Origin of the sequence: Flammeovirga sp. OC4 (assembly GCF_000812565.1) — a bacterium.
GTDB lineage: Bacteria > Bacteroidota > Bacteroidia > Cytophagales > Flammeovirgaceae > Flammeovirga.
The window spans coordinates 108,237-125,500 of record NZ_JTAM01000023.1; the positions used below are offsets into that span (position 1 = coordinate 108,237).

11 protein-coding genes are annotated in these 17,264 nt (G+C 36.1%); 1 reads left to right on the forward strand and 10 read right to left on the reverse strand.

Annotation, left to right across the window (positions count from 1 at the left end):
* Position 1: 1 nt before the first annotated feature.
* The 9 genes from PL77_RS15040 to PL77_RS15080 all read right to left on the reverse strand — a co-directional run bounded on the left by PL77_RS15040 (position 2) and on the right by PL77_RS15080 (position 13,788).
* The gene (locus PL77_RS15040; RefSeq protein WP_044206942.1) at positions 2 to 1,543 is read right to left on the reverse strand and encodes a sulfatase-like hydrolase/transferase; all 1,542 of its coding nucleotides are present in this window, start codon (positions 1,541 to 1,543) and stop codon (positions 2 to 4) included.
* Complete coding sequence (locus PL77_RS15045; RefSeq protein WP_044206875.1) at positions 1,533 to 2,984, reverse strand: glycoside hydrolase family 28 protein; 1,452 nt, start codon at positions 2,982 to 2,984, stop codon at positions 1,533 to 1,535. Before PL77_RS15045 ends, PL77_RS15040 begins: the two co-directional genes overlap by 11 nt.
* A 16-nt stretch (positions 2,985 to 3,000) precedes the next feature.
* Positions 3,001 to 5,532 carry a glycoside hydrolase family 2 TIM barrel-domain containing protein gene (locus PL77_RS15050; RefSeq protein ID WP_044206877.1) on the reverse strand — a complete coding sequence of 844 codons (2,532 nt, stop codon included), beginning with the start codon at positions 5,530 to 5,532 and terminating at the stop codon, positions 3,001 to 3,003.
* Between the two features lie 169 nt (positions 5,533 to 5,701).
* Entirely contained in the window at positions 5,702 to 6,061 is a 360-nt protein-coding gene (locus tag PL77_RS15055; RefSeq protein WP_044206878.1) for a hypothetical protein, read from the reverse strand.
* A gap of 596 nt (positions 6,062 to 6,657) precedes the next feature.
* Positions 6,658 to 7,026 carry a hypothetical protein gene (locus PL77_RS15060; protein WP_044206880.1) on the reverse strand — a complete coding sequence of 123 codons (369 nt, stop codon included), beginning with the start codon at positions 7,024 to 7,026 and terminating at the stop codon, positions 6,658 to 6,660.
* A gap of 12 nt (positions 7,027 to 7,038) precedes the next feature.
* Complete coding sequence (locus PL77_RS15065) at positions 7,039 to 8,697, reverse strand: DUF4038 domain-containing protein (RefSeq protein ID WP_044206882.1); 1,659 nt, start codon at positions 8,695 to 8,697, stop codon at positions 7,039 to 7,041.
* Positions 8,698 to 8,704: 7 nt separating this feature from the next.
* Positions 8,705 to 10,543, reverse strand: a complete 1,839-nt coding sequence (locus PL77_RS15070; protein WP_082026555.1) for an Ig-like domain-containing protein — start codon at positions 10,541 to 10,543, stop codon at positions 8,705 to 8,707.
* A 19-nt stretch (positions 10,544 to 10,562) separates the two neighbouring features.
* Positions 10,563 to 10,952, reverse strand: coding sequence for a T9SS type A sorting domain-containing protein (locus PL77_RS15075; protein WP_044206888.1), 390 nt, complete (start codon positions 10,950 to 10,952; stop codon positions 10,563 to 10,565).
* A 241-nt stretch (positions 10,953 to 11,193) separates the two neighbouring features.
* A complete protein-coding gene (locus PL77_RS15080; RefSeq protein WP_044206890.1) occupies positions 11,194 to 13,788 on the reverse strand; it encodes a sialidase family protein in 2,595 nt (864 codons plus the stop codon).
* A 745-nt stretch (positions 13,789 to 14,533) separates the two neighbouring features.
* Between PL77_RS15080 and PL77_RS15085 the strand changes: the two genes are divergently transcribed.
* Complete coding sequence (locus PL77_RS15085; protein WP_044206891.1) at positions 14,534 to 15,217, forward strand: murein L,D-transpeptidase catalytic domain-containing protein; 684 nt, start codon at positions 14,534 to 14,536, stop codon at positions 15,215 to 15,217.
* A gap of 68 nt (positions 15,218 to 15,285) precedes the next feature.
* On the opposite strand, the gene PL77_RS15090 is transcribed toward PL77_RS15085, so the two are convergent.
* Positions 15,286 to 17,136 carry a hypothetical protein gene (locus PL77_RS15090; protein WP_044206894.1) on the reverse strand — a complete coding sequence of 617 codons (1,851 nt, stop codon included), beginning with the start codon at positions 17,134 to 17,136 and terminating at the stop codon, positions 15,286 to 15,288.
* Between the last annotated feature and the right edge of the window lie 128 nt (positions 17,137 to 17,264).

A 17,264-nucleotide genomic window follows, 5' to 3' on the forward strand; every position in this document is an offset into this window, starting at 1 on the left:
ATTATTTAACAATTAAAGCCGAGTGATAGTAATCCCAAAAGTCAAAACCATACTCTACTTTTTCCTTATAATCTTCTTCTTTTTGAGCAACCTTTATCATTTCAGATTGCATTTGTTTTATTCTTTCTTGATGTTCTGGGAAAAAAGATAAATCTTGTGTTTCCCATGGATCGTTCTTTACATGAAACAGTTGTGTCACTCTTGATCCTCTAACAGAATGACCGTCTTTTTTTGTAAAATCGGGCGCTCTAACATACTCAATCAATTTATAATCCCCTTTTCTATATGCTCTTTGGAACTGACGATAGGCATGATAAGTATAGTCTCTAATTTGCTCTTTCTGATTATTGATAACAGGAAGTAAACTTTTCCCTTTTACAGAAGCAGGAATTTTTACTTTAGCAAGGTCACAAATCGTAGGATAGATATCATGTGTATAGCATAAAGCCGATTTTCTTTGCGGTTGCTTAATCGCTCCACCTCCAATAATCAACGGAATATGAAGGCCGTCTTCATCGTATACATTTTGTTTTCCCATCAGACCGTGATTTCCTACTGCTAAACCACTATCTCCTGCTAAAACTATAATCGTATTTTCATATTGACCGCTTGCCTTGAGTGAAGCGATTACCTTTCCGATCTGTTCGTCCAAATGAGTAATAATAGCATAGTAATCTGAAAGTTCCTTTTGAGAAACTTCCTTTGTTCTTGGCCAAGCAGCTAGGGCTTCGTCTCTTAAATACATATGCCCATTATCAAAAGGATGTTGGGGCATATAAGAAGGAGGAAGCTCAATTTTATCTTCAGGGTATTTCTTTTTAAATCGCTTAGGGGCTTGTCGTGGATCATGAGGCGCATGAAATGCCAAATACATAAAGAAGGGGTTTTCTTCTTTGTAATTTTCGATAAAATCAATGGCATCCTCCGCAAAAATCTCTGAGGTATGAGGACCATTTTCTTCCGTTCCAAAAGGACCTCTTTCACGTTTTTCAGCTGTAAACGATTCCTTTACTCTATTTTGCTTTTTATCATAAGAAATAAGGTAAGCATCACTTTTAGGGTACTTCCCTTGATCATTCCATTGCCAAAGCGGCATTCTGTAATGATCGACCAAATAAGCACCCAATCCCATCACTTGTCCGCCGGAATCAAAAGCTCTGGAAACAGATGCTTTGTCTTGATGCCACTTCCCTACAATGTGGGAATGATAGCCTGCATCGTGAAAAGCCTCAGCAATAGTAGTATGCTCTTTTGGGATTTTATGCCCAGCACCTTTTAAATGAAAAAGAGGTCGACCTGACAGCAACATGGCTCGACTAGGAATACAAGTTGCTCCCGCAAAAGAACCCATCAAATAAGCATTATCGAAAACGACTCCTTCCTCGGATAACTTATCCATATTGGGCGTTTCTACCGCTTGTCCACCTAATGCATGAATACCACTATAGCGATGATCATCCGTATAGATCAAGACCACATTAGGTTGTTGTGCCCATACCTTCGGGACAAAAACGAGTAATAGTAATAAGAGTTTATAGTTCATTTTCATCCTCTGATTTTGCAAAATGAATAAATACTTTTTCGTTGTTTAACTTTAAGTTTTTAGATGTATTTGAAATTACATTATCAAACAAAATTGGATACCTCTGATCATTACCATCTTGATGAAAGTGAAGATTTTTGATCGTGATATTTTTGATATTCCTAGCATACATTCCATAAGCCGGTAAAACACCAAATGGGATATACTCTGGATATTTCGTCTCTAACGTTGGCACCTCATTATTTTTATCCTCTTTCTTTCCTGCCGACTCCATTTTGATTTCGATTTTCTCCATTCTGAAATTCTCAATCCTATGTTGGTCAGTACCTGTCATCAAAATGCCACTCGGCGAAGCTACTCTAGTCTTATTTGCCGGTAACACCTCAGCATAAATATTCTTCAAAAGGATGTTTTTCATGCTGCCTACTTGCTCTTTTGGGGCATTTCTATAGGTTCTTAAACGCTCACCCAAACGAACAAAAATAGGCATATCCACACCGTACATTTTGATATCTTCAATGACAATGTTTTCAATGTTGGCTCCGTCTACACTTAAGATTTTGATACCACCACCCAATGTTTCATTGATCGTACAATCGTGAATATGAATGTCTTTAAAATCACCCATTGACTCTGTTCCGAACTTAATTGCTCCCCAATCACTTTTGAGGGTACAGTTTTCTACTTCTACATTTTGAGTCGGTAATGGGCTTGTTGCCTTGATACATACGGCATCATCTCCAGCATCAATATTTGAATCTTTAATAAAAATATCTGTACTCGAATCAATATCAATTCCATCATTATTTCGGTGTGCATGACTGTATATTTTAATACCTTCTACCACTGCATTTTTACATTGGAAAAAGTGTAGCGTCCATGCTGAAGACTGTCGCAGAGTAATTTGACTGACATTGACATCTTCACACCCGACCAATCGAATCAAGAACGGGCGATCCGCTATCAAAGGTTTTCTTTTTTCCTTTAAAACACCCAATTTCTCCAAAGTAGCGTTCATGTTTTTATACAAAAACATTTTACCCTGCCCGTCAATTATTCCTTTACCATAAATCGCTATGCCTTTTGCTTTCTCAGCACCAATCAAACATTTTCCTCTTGGCTGACCTGTGGCATCTACAAAAGGAGCAATACTTTTATAATCCATCGGATTTTCACTTCCTATGATTTTTGCTCCTTCTGTAACCCATAGTTTTACATTATCTTTTAGAAAAATTGTCCCAATTTTGAATATTCCTTCTCCAACTCTCACTGTTCCTCCACCTTCTTTTGCACAAGCATCTATCGCTTGTTGAAATGATGTAGTATTGAGCGTAGTGCTATCTCCTACTGCCCCAAAATCAGTGACATTTACGACTGAATTTTGAGCCCATAGTGAGGTAGTTAGTAAGTAAGCGATCAAAAAGAGGACATTTAGTTTCATACTTTTATATAATTTATTATTTAGATGATTTTAGCGTAATTGTTTGCTGAGGATACCCTTCCACCTTTGCTGTCACTTTAATATCGCCTGCCTTTTTAGTGGTCTGAATGATAGTCAATGCTCTACCTTTTGAAGTCATAAGTTGATTGGATTGGAAATCTTGAATATTAGTCCAAGCACCATTATCAACACCTAAGAGTTTAGCATTTCCTTCCACTTCAAAAGTGACTTTTACATCTTCTGTTTTTACAGGATTACCCTCTTTGTCTTCCAATTGGAAAACAATATGGGAAACATCATAGGCATCTGCTTTCAACTGTTTTTTATCTGCTGCAATTGAAAACTTCGATGGTTTTCCAGCTGATTTAAGTTTTGTGATCGTTTCTTCTTTCCCCAACTTTGCTCTAGCCACCAATTCTCCCTCTTCATAAGGAACAACCCAACGCATAATTCTACCTGGGCTGTCTGACATACTTCTATAACCCAACGATTTGCCATTCAATAACAGCTCAACGGTAGCATAGTTAGAAGTCACTTCCACCAATACTTTTTCTCCTTTTTTGTAGTTCCAATGCCAGTTGCTATTTCTCCATTTGTATGACTTTTTTGATTTAGCAACAGGAAGACCTGACATAGGGTGTGCTTTAAAACCTGACTCCTTCAATGGTAAAGTACCAATAGAAATGTGTGGTTCATCTTTCCAAATACTCTTGAAATAATTCCAGCCCGTCACTTTGAAACCTGCTAAATCAAGCATATCTCCCCAAGCACTTTTTTCGGGCCAACGCTCATTTCTTTCACCGATATAATCAATACCTGTCCACATGAAAATACTGAATACACCAGGATATTCTAATACCTGTTTCCAATCATCCCATGTCCCGGGACACTCATTGGTCGTCACTTGAGTATTTGGGAAATATTTTTTAGCCCAAGGGAAAATCACATTTCTATAGCTATAACCCGGTATATCTACTGCATCTGCATATCCACTCACATGACTGACTTGAGGAATAATCAAGTTGGCTGTTGTAGGACGAGTGTCATCCATTTCTTTCACCCAATCGTTTAATTTTTTGGCTGTTTCTGCAAGAATGTAATCTCCTTTCTCCCAATTGTCATAACGCTCCTTCAATTCTTTGGCGGTAAACATCGGAGGCTTACCAAAGAAGCCTTTTTGTTTATTTGGATTTTTAGGGTCAGTATAGAATCCTGTAATATATCTATAATGTAAATATGTCCACTCTATCTCATTACCAATACTCCATTGGAATACAGACGGATGGTTTCTATCTCTTAGCATCGTACGTTGCAAATCACTCTTTGCCCACTTTTGGAAGTGTTCATCATAACCTCTTGTCGCATAATCTGAATGACGATCATGAAAATTCTGACGTTTGTCTTTAGGATAATCAAATTCATCAAATAATTCATGCTGTACCAAGAAACCCATTCGGTCACAAAGGTCTAAGAACTCTTTCGAAAACGGATTATGAGAAGTACGGATCGCATTGACTCCACCCTCTTTTAATAGTTTCAATCTACGTTCCCAAACGCCCAATGGAACTGCTGTTCCAACTAAACCAGCATCATGGTGCAGACATACTCCTTTTACTAAAGTATTTTTTCCATTCAAGTAAAAACCTTCATTGACTTTAAATTCAATTGTACGAATACCGAAAGGGGTATTGTATTCATCCACCACTTTTCCATTGACTTTCAATTGCGTTAAAGCATTGTAAAGAACAGGTGTATCCGGCGACCACAACTTTGGTGATTTTACAATGAAATCTTGATTGATTTTGTTTTTTTGATTTGAGCCTAATGCTTGAGTAGAACTCACCGTTGTAACTTCTTTCCCAAAAGCATCGACAATACTTGTCGTAATTTCTACATTTTGAGTAGTAGTATGATTATTTTCTAATTGAATTTGAAGTTGGACTTTGGCTGCGTCCTCTGTGACTTCAGGAGTAGTGATAAATGTCCCCCAAATTGGAATGTGTAATTTATCTATGGTCACTAATTTTACATTTCTATAAATGCCACTTCCCGTATACCATCTACTATCAGCAAAACGAGAATGATCTACATGAACTGTAATAATATTTTCTTTATCATCTTCATGTAGGTAAGAGGATAGGTCATAATAAATAGGCGAATAACCGTAAGGGTTTACTCCTAACTTTTTACCATTGATCCAAAAAGTGGCGTTATTATACACACCATCAAAAAGGATAAATACATTTTTAGTTTTTAGATCTACTGGCGTTTTAAAATGTTTTTGATACATCCCTACGCCACCGGGTAAATACCCCACACATCCTTCTAAAGTTGAGTCAAAAGAAGCTTCCACGCTCCAATCATGAGGGAGTCTGATGTCCCTCCAATCTTGATCCGATAAAGGCACTTGCGTTGGTGGTAAAGTATCTTCCACTAACGTAAATTTCCAATCAAAATTGAAATCTATCTCCCGTTCAAAGTTTGTTCGTTGTTGGGAGCATGACATAAGCCATAATCCCATAATAAGTAGTAATAACCTTCTCTTCATTTCTGTTGTTCTTAATGTCTAGTTTTAAACAAAGAAATAAAGGAAACGCAAGATAGGCCGTTTAAATTATATCAAATCGGAAGATTATAAATTTATCCCCCTTATAATGATTTTTTTCAACCCCTTGTCTAAAAAAAGAAACACACAATCAAGTCATTAAACACAACACTTATCCTCTTTTCATATACTCCCTATTGACTCTATAATACTCTCTCCAATCAATACCGAGGTATTTTGTGATCTTTTGCGTTGTTTCTTGTTGGATTGATCTCACCAACATCGCCGTTTCTTCTGCGGTTAAAGTCCCCTCTTTTTTTCTTTTAAAATAGTATGATCTAAAGGCTAAAAAATTAAGATAGTAGTCGTAAATATGTTTCTTTTGAGACTCCGAAAGATTCCATTCTTTGCTGGCAAAATCAATGTAATGCTGTGCACTTTTTTGAACCCATTCTCCGGGAGTTGGTACCGACTGAGCAAAGGATAAATTAGAGATTAGAAATAGGGCAAATAGGATAATAATCTTTTTCATAATTTAGTTAATTTATTGATTCCAATGAGAGTATAATTTAGAATGCTTTAGTGAAAATAGTGTTTTGATGAGCGTTAGCCACTACACAAATCAAAGGGGAAAGAATATTGATTATTACTATCTACGAATTACTATAAAACTCTACAATAATTCTTTTCATCCTATGAGTGTGTAGTAAGCCACGCCTCTCAAAATACTTGGGTAAAGTTTTTGATGAGTTTGAGATTCGTAAACTAAGTTATTACGAACTTTTCATGTTGATTCATAAAGTGATACTCTTTACTTCATTGCATTGAAGTCCTTCGTCTTTTAATTCTTCCATCGGCATTGAAGGGAAAAGCGTTAAGAATTTTATGCATTGAGACGTTAAAAATGATTTTGCTGTTTGAGTGCAGCGAGTTTAAAATCATTTAGGCTCAATACATAAAATTTAGCTTTTGACTTCTAAACCTAGATTTTTTGCTTCGTTTTTCATCAATGGAAAAATGAAGAAGATAGAAGCTTGGAAGTAGAATCTTAAAAGCTTGTAAAATGCTATCCTATTATACATGAATAACAAAAACCTAGTTTACAATTCTTCACTCTTCAAAAGCTTGTTATTTACCTTTTCTGCTTTCATCAAAAGCTTTATTTACTCTGTAATACTCTTTCCACTTAATGTCTAAGTATTTTGTAAACTTTTGAGAAATATCTTTTTGAATAGCTTGTACTTGAGTTTTCACTTCATCTTGTGTTAGTTTACCCGCTTTCTTCTGTTGATATACATGTGAACGTCTAGCAATAAAATCTAAACGGTAACCGTAAATCACCTCTTGTTGCTCTTCTGTAAGGTTCCACTCTTTAGTAGCAAACTCTACATACTTCTCCGCATTCTTCTTCGCCCAATTTCCTGGGGCTGGTACATCTTGAGCAAATGATACGAGTGACATCAATACTATTACTGATAATGCAATAATCTTTTTCATAATTTACACTGTTTAGTTAACTGAATTTGTTTTTAAATTTGAAATAATAAGGATCACATCCGCCTCTCCTTTCCATGGCCTTTCATACCAAAAATCGAAAGGTTCAGTATTGTAATCTTCTTGTTGTGAAAATTCACCTGTCAGGGTGTTAAACCATTGTTGTTTAGCTTCAGAATAATCGAAGTTTTTCTTTAATACTTTATGTACTCCTATCCACTGATTTTCTTTTGGCGTATACATCATTACCACACCATCTTTTTTGTTGGTGAGATTAAAGCCGCTAGAATTGTGATGTGAGAGAGGTACAAAGTTTTCAAAATTATATTGTTCAAAAAGCGTTCTCATATGCTTGAAGTACTCAAAATGAGGCTTTTTGAAATCTGCAGGTTGTTCAAATGGATTATGAATGACCACATTCCATGAAGCACCCTGCCAATAATATGTGGTATAACCTCCTGCAAAGAGGCATTGGTAATTTCTTCTTAAACAAGCTTCAGCGTTGATATAAGCTCCAGGAAATACTCGGAAAGGGCTTTCTTCATAACCGCCATGCTCAATATTGAAAATAGGTTTTTCCTTAAATTCCTTTTGAGCTTGAAGCATATTTTGATAGAGTGTATGTTGCCAATTTTGCATCGAAATAAAATCTACTTTAGAACTATTTCTCTTACAAAAACCAAAATCGTGTACTGAGATCAAACGGTTATAAGCATCAAGATCTCGGGCTCTATCAATTCTCTCATTAATATATTCTTCTGTCGCTCTACCATACAGCAAAGCCTCTTTTGATACATCCCAAACTATATTAGGGAATGCTTGATATCTTTTGATCACATAATCATAATACAAATTATCCGACTCTGAATTCATATCTGGCCAATTGACCAGTTTATTCCACACATAAATCATTAAATGTGAGACAATTTCCTTGTCATGCATTTCTGAAATGACTTTATCAAAGTGTTGGAAAAACTGAAGATTCAATGTGCTAAAATCGGGTGAAGCATTTGAACCTAAAAAAGGATAGATATCTTCCCTTCCACCATACTCAAATTGAGGATACTGAGATAGTTTTGGATCTTTTTTCCATTTGACATCATAAGAATAAACATTCATTACCACCTGATTAAACTTGTACTCCTCTAGTACGTTCAAAAGGTGCTTTGTTTTTGGCAATTCGTCTTGTCCATAGTCCAAAGCAAATAACCAATCACATTCAAAGGCCATATTGAAGTAGTGTTTACCATCTTCATAAAAGAAGTGCTGAGGATTATCTTCATGCACTACAATTCCACCATGACGATTCTTTTTCTCGTTTTTAGTTACAGTGATTTGTCCATTTTTACCATCTAACTCTTTTATCTCAGAAGTAAGAATATACTTTTTCACCCCTTCCGTACTGCTCGAATAACGGAAGACCCACTCATTGTTCCCATTATAAAATAAAGGGATTTTTTGAGTTGCCTCTCCTTCTCCTTGCACTAAGGCAAAAATGTTTTTCTGAAGAGGCTCATTCACCTTCTTTTTACTTTTAAAAACAACATCATTCACTACCCACTGAGGAGTAGTGATATGTTGTTTTTCTTTTTTCGTTTTCCAAATTGTTATTTGACCGTAACTTAACGGTGTAAACACCATTAAGCCGATCAAGGTTAAAATGTAATTTTTCATAATTAAATTACTCAATCAGTAGTTTAAAAACGGCATTGCCTGAAGCTACTTTTATGCGAATAAAATAGAAGCCTGCCGATAGATCAGAAATATCATTTTGAACACTAGAAACAAAAGTTCCTTCTTTCACTTGTTTACCATTAATATCCACGATTTGGAAAGTACCTGGAACATTATCGCCTGTTCGGATACTAACTGTTCCACTTGAAGGATTTGGATAGATAGTAGTTTCAGCCTGAACAGGATTGTATGTACTCAATACCGGAGGTGTATCAGGGTCCGGATCTGGCGTTTCGGTAGCCTTGATAATTTGTATAGGCTGAAGCCCTACATTTTTCTTAATGCCATTTGAAGTGGTCATTTGCACGAAAAGGTAATAGAACTCATTCGATGCAATTTCAGCAACAGGTTTGATATTTTCTAAAGAAATTTCTGTTTCAACTACACCTTCAACAGTCCCAATAGGATCTGCTAAATCCACTGATACATCTTCCAATATTTTCCAACCTCCATCACTTTTGATGTATCTTAATTTTAATTTAATAGATTCTCCTACTGTATTACCTGTCCCTGCATGGTATTCAAATTTAACCGGCATTTTACCTCCTGCTTCGTATTTCGCATTTAAAATTTCCTCATTCGTTGCAGAGAACTTAATAAAGCTTTCCACATATTCGCCCACTGTAATCATCACTTCAGTCGAAATTGAAGTATTTTCCACTGACTTTACCACTAAAGAAGTTTCTCCTTCTGTTACTCCAGTGATCACGCCATTCTCATCAATAGTAGCTATTGAAGAATCTTTAATTTCCCATTCCACTTCTGGATTGTCTGCTCCAAAAGGTAAAACATTTATGGTTACAGGAACTGATTTGGTAGCCGGAACTACAATTGGATCAGGATTGACCTCAATGCTTTCCACCCCCATTGCAAACCATTCTTCAATGGTCAATGTGATGTTAGTACTTAGACCTGTTGCTGCAGTTGCTGTTATCGTTGCTGACGTTCCAACATCACCAACGGCCGTAATTTTTCCATTTTCAACCGTCAAAATACTGTTGTCTGAAGAAGTCCAAAATACTTCCCTTTTTGTATTTACAGGCTGAAGTGCATAGTCAAATTGTAAAGATGAACCCTTTCTGATTGTAGTAACATCAGTCGGTAATATATCAATTGACGTAGGATCCACAAAAGGTCTATGTGTTTCAGGAAACTGCAGTGCTAAATCCTGGTTTCCAATTGCTTTTGGAGGATTATCCATGTAAAACATGATATAATCAATACTCGCTCCTGCCGAACGGCCTGACATCACAAGGGTGTATTCTTCACCTTCTTTCAAACCATAAGTGGCATGAGCATGTGAGCCACCAATTTCAAGACTATAGCAAGTACCCCAGACTCTTACGCCTCTCCCCCAAAACTTATGGTCTTTTTCCAATTCAGTCTTCGGTTTTGTTGTTGCACTTGTATAATCACCTTCTAGGCGAACAAACATATCGTTTTTCTGATCACCTTTTTCATCCTCTGTTAAAGGTTGATATAAACGCATCACCATTCTGTAGTCACCTGTTTTTGGACAAGTGAATTTATAAGTCAATGGTGATTCCTTTGAAGCCCAAGCACCCCTAAATTCAATATAGGTTTGATTGAATGCTTCAATTCCATCCCCTTTGTAATAAAGAGGATCTCCCGGTGTTCTTAGTTTCCACTTCCCTAGTGGAGACTCCGTGTCTTCGGCTTCCCAGACCATATAGTCTTCGCCATAGACAATGTTCTTCTGGCTAAAGCCAAAAGTCGAGATACATAGTAATAGTAATGTTAGGATCGAAATTTTTGTTGTTTTCATTATTAGAGTATGGTTTATGTTACCTTTTGAGTAATCTGATAGTATATACTTGATTATTTTGATAGAACTTGCAGACGTACGCCCCCGCAAGTAATGAATGTAGATTTATATTTTGCTTTGGAGTAATATGCTTTGTCATTTCCCAACTTCCTGTTATTGAATGAATAAACAAGGTAGTTAGGTGAGTAAGTGAAGTTAATTGTAATGTTTGATCCACTGACTGATACTTTGGTGTACCATCCTTTTTTATCAAAACCTGATTACCAGGACCCAATTGCCTCCTTGTAATCTTGTTGTTTGAAGACATCCTCTCACCTTTTAAAGATGAGAAGAATGCTTGATCCATTTGAGCCCTTACAAAAAGGAGCACCAATAAAGAAAAAATTAGAGTCGTAGTTGTTTTATTCATACGCTAGTTTGCTTTATGGTTGAAGTAAAAAGGGAAAAAGTGGAATTCATTTATTACTTAATTTATAAACTATGGATTTGATAATTATTTTGAAGATTTATAATACTATTTTAACTAACTACAATTAATAAACATCTTATGTATTTCGATGTTGAATACTATCTAATGGATATTGATTGTAAAACTTAAAAAGAATACCTTCCGTTCTCATTTATATTCCTGTCTTAGTGATGTCTTATGATTATTGATTAAGCCACCCGTTTTGATCATCATTCAAGTAAGTGATAAACCATCCACATCCCCACGATGCACACCAAAGTACATTTTCATTGTAAGGATCCGGCTTAACATCTACTATCTTATTCGGTTGACCTAGGCCTTTATTAATTTTAGTCCAAGTATCACCTCTATCTTTTGAAAGGTAAACTCCTGGATTTTTAAAACACTCTCTTTTATCACCTGCTTGACCTGCAACACTCACCACAATAATATCAGGATTGATAGATGATGTTTCTGCTTGCCACACAAAAGGGGCACTGAATATCTTTTGCCATGTCTTTCCATTATTTTTACTTTTCCAGACACCTCCTTCATTGTACTCTCCTGTTCTTCTACCCGTACTAATAAAAATCTCTTTGGTATTTCGATCAATAAAGACATTGTTGACTGCTTTGATTTGAGCTGGAATTTTCATCTTCTCCCAATTAGAACCTTTATCAGTCGATTTAAAAAGACCACCATTGTTATCATTTACAGCTGCATAAAGAGTAGTTGGTTGACTCGGATCCATAATAATTCTTCGGATACTCGCTCCTTTATGGTCAATGCCCTTATTACTTACTTCCCAAGTATACCCCCCATCCAATGAGCGATAAAAACCATATTGTCCTTTGGTTAATTTTGGTCCTCTTCCTCCGTTTACCTCTGAAATCATCTGGTAAGTAGCACAGAAATACATATTCTTCGGATTTTGAGGGTCAATGATCAGAGAATTCTGAGCAGCCAACTTTTTATGTAGTGGGCTATTCGCATCAAAAATAGTAGCGATGTTCTCCCATGTTTTCCCGCCGTCTTTTGATCGTCTTAATTTACCCCTATGACTTTGTCTCCATCCCAAAATATAGATAATATTGGGATCTTTAGGATGAACGGCTACTGTAGAAACCGAATGCATCCCAAAATGATTTACCTGCCCCTCTAACTGTTGAACAGCCACTGCTTGAGGATCTTTCCAATTACCAATCTCTGTAGTTTCCCAAAGCCCATGTTCACCACTACATAATAATCGGCGTTCTGGAATTCCTGTCTCCAACAACATAAATCGACCTGGCAGGTTACTTCCTCCTCTACCTATCCATTTTTGACTTCCAGTGGCTGTTTCATCATCATCAATCTGAAACCAACTTCCACCTTGATCTGTAGATTTTAATGTCTGTTGGTCAATTCCAATAAACACTTCCCCTTTAGCATTCACCGCCAACATTCTATTGCCAGAACGGGCAGGTTCTAAATCCATATAATGTTGTAAATGGGCAAATTTGATATTTGTACCAGTAGGATTATTTCTCTTTTCCCAATACTTTAAATCATTCTTACTTAACCAATATTTTCCTTGTCGTGCAGTCACTTTCCAAGTTTTGCCACCATCTGTCGTAGACCACAAATCTCCAGGGCCAAAACTAAAATCATGTTTTTTGTTGAATGCAACATGAATCTCATTTGAATTAAGAGGATTGACTACAATACGATTGAATACTGAAAGTGTATGATTAGGCAACTGAGGAAATTTTTGTTTCGCTTCTTTTTTTGAAATACCAAACCAATAGCCTACCGCTCTGTAAAAACGATCATGTTCAGCAGTGAAATGTATCTGATTTAAATCAAAGTAAAGATTACTTGAAATATCTTCCCAACTTGCACCTAAATCAGTACTTTTATATACTCCTCCTTTTGTTGAAACGGTTTTATTATTTTCCTCAAAATACGTCTGCTCAATCAGTAATAATGTGAATTTTCCCGTTTTTTCATCATACTGAGCGGTCATATCCCTTGGCAAATTATTGGGTAACCCCTTAGCACATGATTCCCAACTTTTACCTTCATTTTTACTTTTGAACACACCATGATTCGTAGCAATCCACATGAAGTTAGGTTTTACAGGATGAATGATAATTCTTCCCACATCTAAATCTTCAGCGATATTTGTGGCTATCTTTTTAAAAGATTTACCACCATTTGTTGTTTTTAGTATATAACCATAGTCTGCTCTTTTGTGCTTTATTCCATTGAGTTTTTGAAGTGATCGGTGGTTATTTTTCACATTCCAAAAATCACCTGCTCCAATAAACCACGTTTGATCTTTTTTAGGGTGAATCGTTAGTTTAGTATGAGCCTTCCCTATGTCAGCCACTTGTTTCCAAGTTCTCCCTCTATCCTCTGAAGTATAGACTCCTCCTTCTCTTTCAATAGCTACTCCAAAATCTGGATTCTTCGTTGAAAATTGAATGTCGTGAGTACGTTCTAAATCATATCCTAAACCGTCTGAATCTTTTACCGTATGCCATGATTTCCCAGCATCCCATGTTCCAAAAGTCACATGCATATCTGGCCCCATAAACATTACGTTAGGATCGGTTGGATGACACCAAAACTCTTCGCAATAACCTGACATCCCGGGGCCAAAGTTTTTCCACACAATGGAAGGATCAGAAATTACCTTCTCATTTTTGATCTTCTTAAAATAAGCATTATTACTTTCCTGAGCCCAAAGCGACAGTGATAGTAATAAAGGTAGTAGTAAACTAAAAAATACCTTCGGTGTCATAAGTCTCTTCATAGTTTCATTTCATTTCGAATCAAAAATAGAAGACACCATCACACATAAAAGATAAAAAAAACGTCAATAGAACGATTAATAAATTTCTCCCACTAAAAAACAAAAAATTACCCCTCTTTGAGGAATAATGTTCAAATAAAACAGTAGTAGACGATACCCTTCTACTAAAAGGCGCTTTTATTCCCACATCAAACCCGAACTAAAAAAGATCAGGCTGATGTGGAGTTTTCTTTATGAAGTTGCAGATTTTAAAAATCTTTATGGTTTACAATAATCACCTGTTTTATTTGGGAAATACTGCGTCCTTTTTTGTTGAGGGAAAACCTGTTCGTTTTTAATAATACTCATTGTTCTATTTGTTTAAAGTGTTTTTAAATGGATCAATTAGCGTTTGATTACCTTACAAAGGTCTTTGAATTCCACTTCAAACATCTAGAGAAAGTCGTCAAAGAGATATTGTTTGTCATTAAACATATTTTCATTTAATTTTCTCATTAAAGTCAATATACTTATATCAAAAACCACTTAACACTACTGTATAATAGTCAATTACAATCAACAATTAATCTTATCACAAAGCACTAGAAATAGAAACCCAATAACAAACAGTTTATATTAAACATATATCCCTCTAATACATCTGAATTTAATGTATGTGTATTTAAAAGTATTATTATAGTTGTTAGTTGGTATATGCATCATTTTTAATAAATTCCATTTTATTTAATGTTACTCATCTAACAACATGCAACTTTATCCTATTTTTTTACTCCTTTTATTATTTTCAATCGATGTGTTTTGCCAAGAAGACGAAAGTACGACATGGAATGATGATTGGGATGATATCACTTTTACTGAAGAAAATAAGTACGAATGTGACTCCATCAATTTTAGCTTAACAGAGATCCAGCAAAGGGTCCAACAAAAAGCAGAAAAAGCACTCACTTATTGTAAAGAAAATAATCTTTCTCAAAACTATTGTATCCTTATAGATATGGGAATACATTCGGGTAATTTGAGGTTTTTTGTTTATGACTTCGCAAAAAAAGAAGTGATCAAAAAAGCACTTGTAGCTCATGGATGTGGTGATGCTTATTGGTCTGATGATCAAACAAGAGCTAAACCTCAATTTAGCAATGTACCAGAAAGTCATCTTTCCTCACTCGGTAAATATAGAATGGGTAAAAGAGGTGTCAGTAGCTGGGGCATCAAAATAAATTATAAAATGCATGGCTTAGAATCGACCAATAGTAATGCGTATAAAAGAATAATCGTTTTACACTCATGGGAAAGGGTTAAAGACAAAGAGACTTTTCCTATTGGTACACCTGAGGGTTGGGGATGTCCGGCCGTTTCCAATGACACTATGAGGTACTTAGATACTTTATTGAAACAAAATAAGAATATGTTGATGTGGATTTATGAATAAACAAAAAAAGACAGGAATTGCTCCTGCCTTTCTTTTAATCAAATAAATCTATACTGAGAGTGAGTACTCTAGCTGTTTTTCTTTGAGAAACCGATTACTTTCAATACTGCCGAGCTGATTCTACCATTGCTGTCAGGGAAAGTAATGTTCACTTCGTTTTCACCTGATTTTAGGTAGTCCGCTGGGACTGGGATTTCTAGTAATCCAAAGAATTTTCCTCTGTTGTGTTGGTCGTAGCCACGGATTACATCTTCTGGCAATGTTACCTTTTGACCATTGACTGTAACTACTGGCTGAAGGCTTTTACCGTGGTCTCTACCTACGCCTAAACGCAAAACGGCACTTCCTTTTGCATCCGCCAATACATTTTGGAATTTAAATGTATTCGCTTCATTGGCTTTGATTGGTTTTAAGTATTCACTTGCGTAATACTTTGTGCTGTATTCTTTCTTTTTGGTAGGAAGAGACTTGGAGAAATTATAAGTTAAAATAATCGTCTCTCCGTACGCAATATCTATAGTCGATGGTGCTTTTTTAGACGTTTCCTTTATCAATTCAGGTAATTGATTGACATAGGTTTTGATTCTTTTGGTCTCTACTTTCTTCAGACCTTTCAACTCGTCAATAGCAAGGTTTAATGTTTGTGTTTCTTCATTTAAGTTGTTTAAAATCACATACAATTGCTTGCCGTCAACAAAAGCTTGCGTTTGAATATCTACATTATCTGAACCAATGTGCACACGGTTACCTTTTACGTCTTTCAGTACTTCAAAGAAATACTTTCTTGAAGTCAATTCCCATCCGCCATCTTCACCTTTAGTCCAAAGACCTGCTTTCGCAAACTTTTTTGTAGGCGATTGTTTTCCTGTTGAAAATGGAATCGCACATACAATATTATCACCTCTTTCCATAAAGCCCATGGCTAAATGCATTTGAGACCTTACAGCTTGTGAGTTTTCAATAGGGTGATAATTTGATTTTCCATTTTTTGCTGTCCAGCCCGGTTGATCATCTACTAAACGACCATATTCTGTAATAGCAATTGGTTTTACCTCTCCAAGACTGATGTAAGAGTAAGCCTCAATCAAATCTAAAATCGCTTCTGCATTAGAACCAGAACGACGTCCGCCGGAGTTGTTCAAGCCTTTTCCATCATATAGGTGAACGGATAAGATATCCATGTCTTTACCAGCTATGTCGATAAAAGTACGGTAGCGAGTATCCCAAACATTAAAGTCGCCTACTTCAAAAGCCGGCCATGCTGAGGCGTACCCTGCCACTTTCATGTTCTTCAATTCTGGAACAGCATGAATTGCTTGTCCAATGTCTCTTAAAGATTCTGAGATTTTAATGATGGCTTTGTCTGATTTGTTTTTCTTGCCTTTGCCTGGGTAAAGGTCTTTAGCATGCACCATTGGCTCATTGTACGGTTCATAGATAGATGGCATCTCCACCCAATCTTTTTTGAAACGTTCCGCAATATAGGCTGCTAAATCTTTTGAGTATTCTGATACATCCGCTTCTGAATAATCCACACTTCTATCATAGAAGAAGTTGGTTGCTCTGCCTGTAACCACTGAATAAGGCTGTACTTTCCTTTCTCCGTTATATTTATTTTTTACTTTTGGTCTTTTTCCGTTCTTCACAGTGCTCAATGGGCTCCAGAATCTTCTTGACCCTTTGTACTCTGATGAAATATTGTATTCGTTTTTAAACGCTTCAAAATCCTGATCTTCTTTATCTCCAAACCAAATATGGGCTTGCATGTATTTTCCTCGATCAAGTTCAGACGTAGTCTCTCCTAAATAACGTTGAATTGTAGGGTTTACTGTGATTGTATTTTGTGCGTAGCCTGTTGTTGATAGTAGACTCATTCCTACTATTGTAGTGCTGATCCACTTAGATAATTTTGTATTCATCCCGTTTCTAATGTCGTAATTTAAAAAATAATAAGTATTACGTAGACTAGTTTTTTTGGTAGCCTTCGATCGATCTTTCCACCAACTTTTATAGTATTCACTTTCAAACTTCCTTCTTCTTCATTTCT

Excerpts from the sequence above, each read along its gene's own strand:
- PL77_RS15080 (WP_044206890.1), bottom strand. The coding sequence starts at position 13,788 with ATGAAGAGACTTATGACACCGAAGGTATTTTTTAGTTTACTACTACCT.
- PL77_RS15045 (WP_044206875.1), bottom strand. The coding sequence starts at position 2,984 with ATGAAACTAAATGTCCTCTTTTTGATCGCTTACTTACTAACTACCTCA.
- PL77_RS15060 (WP_044206880.1), bottom strand. The coding sequence starts at position 7,026 with ATGAAAAAGATTATTGCATTATCAGTAATAGTATTGATGTCACTCGTA.
- PL77_RS15055 (WP_044206878.1), bottom strand. The coding sequence starts at position 6,061 with ATGAAAAAGATTATTATCCTATTTGCCCTATTTCTAATCTCTAATTTA.
- PL77_RS15075 (WP_044206888.1), bottom strand. The coding sequence starts at position 10,952 with ATGAATAAAACAACTACGACTCTAATTTTTTCTTTATTGGTGCTCCTT.
- PL77_RS15040 (WP_044206942.1), bottom strand. The coding sequence starts at position 1,543 with ATGAACTATAAACTCTTATTACTATTACTCGTTTTTGTCCCGAAGGTA.
- PL77_RS15050 (WP_044206877.1), bottom strand. The coding sequence starts at position 5,532 with ATGAAGAGAAGGTTATTACTACTTATTATGGGATTATGGCTTATGTCA.
- PL77_RS15065 (WP_044206882.1), bottom strand. The coding sequence starts at position 8,697 with ATGAAAAATTACATTTTAACCTTGATCGGCTTAATGGTGTTTACACCG.
- PL77_RS15070 (WP_082026555.1), bottom strand. The coding sequence starts at position 10,543 with ATGAAAACAACAAAAATTTCGATCCTAACATTACTATTACTATGTATC.
- PL77_RS15085 (WP_044206891.1), top strand. The coding sequence starts at position 14,534 with ATGCAACTTTATCCTATTTTTTTACTCCTTTTATTATTTTCAATCGAT.
- PL77_RS15090 (WP_044206894.1), bottom strand. The coding sequence starts at position 17,136 with ATGAATACAAAATTATCTAAGTGGATCAGCACTACAATAGTAGGAATG.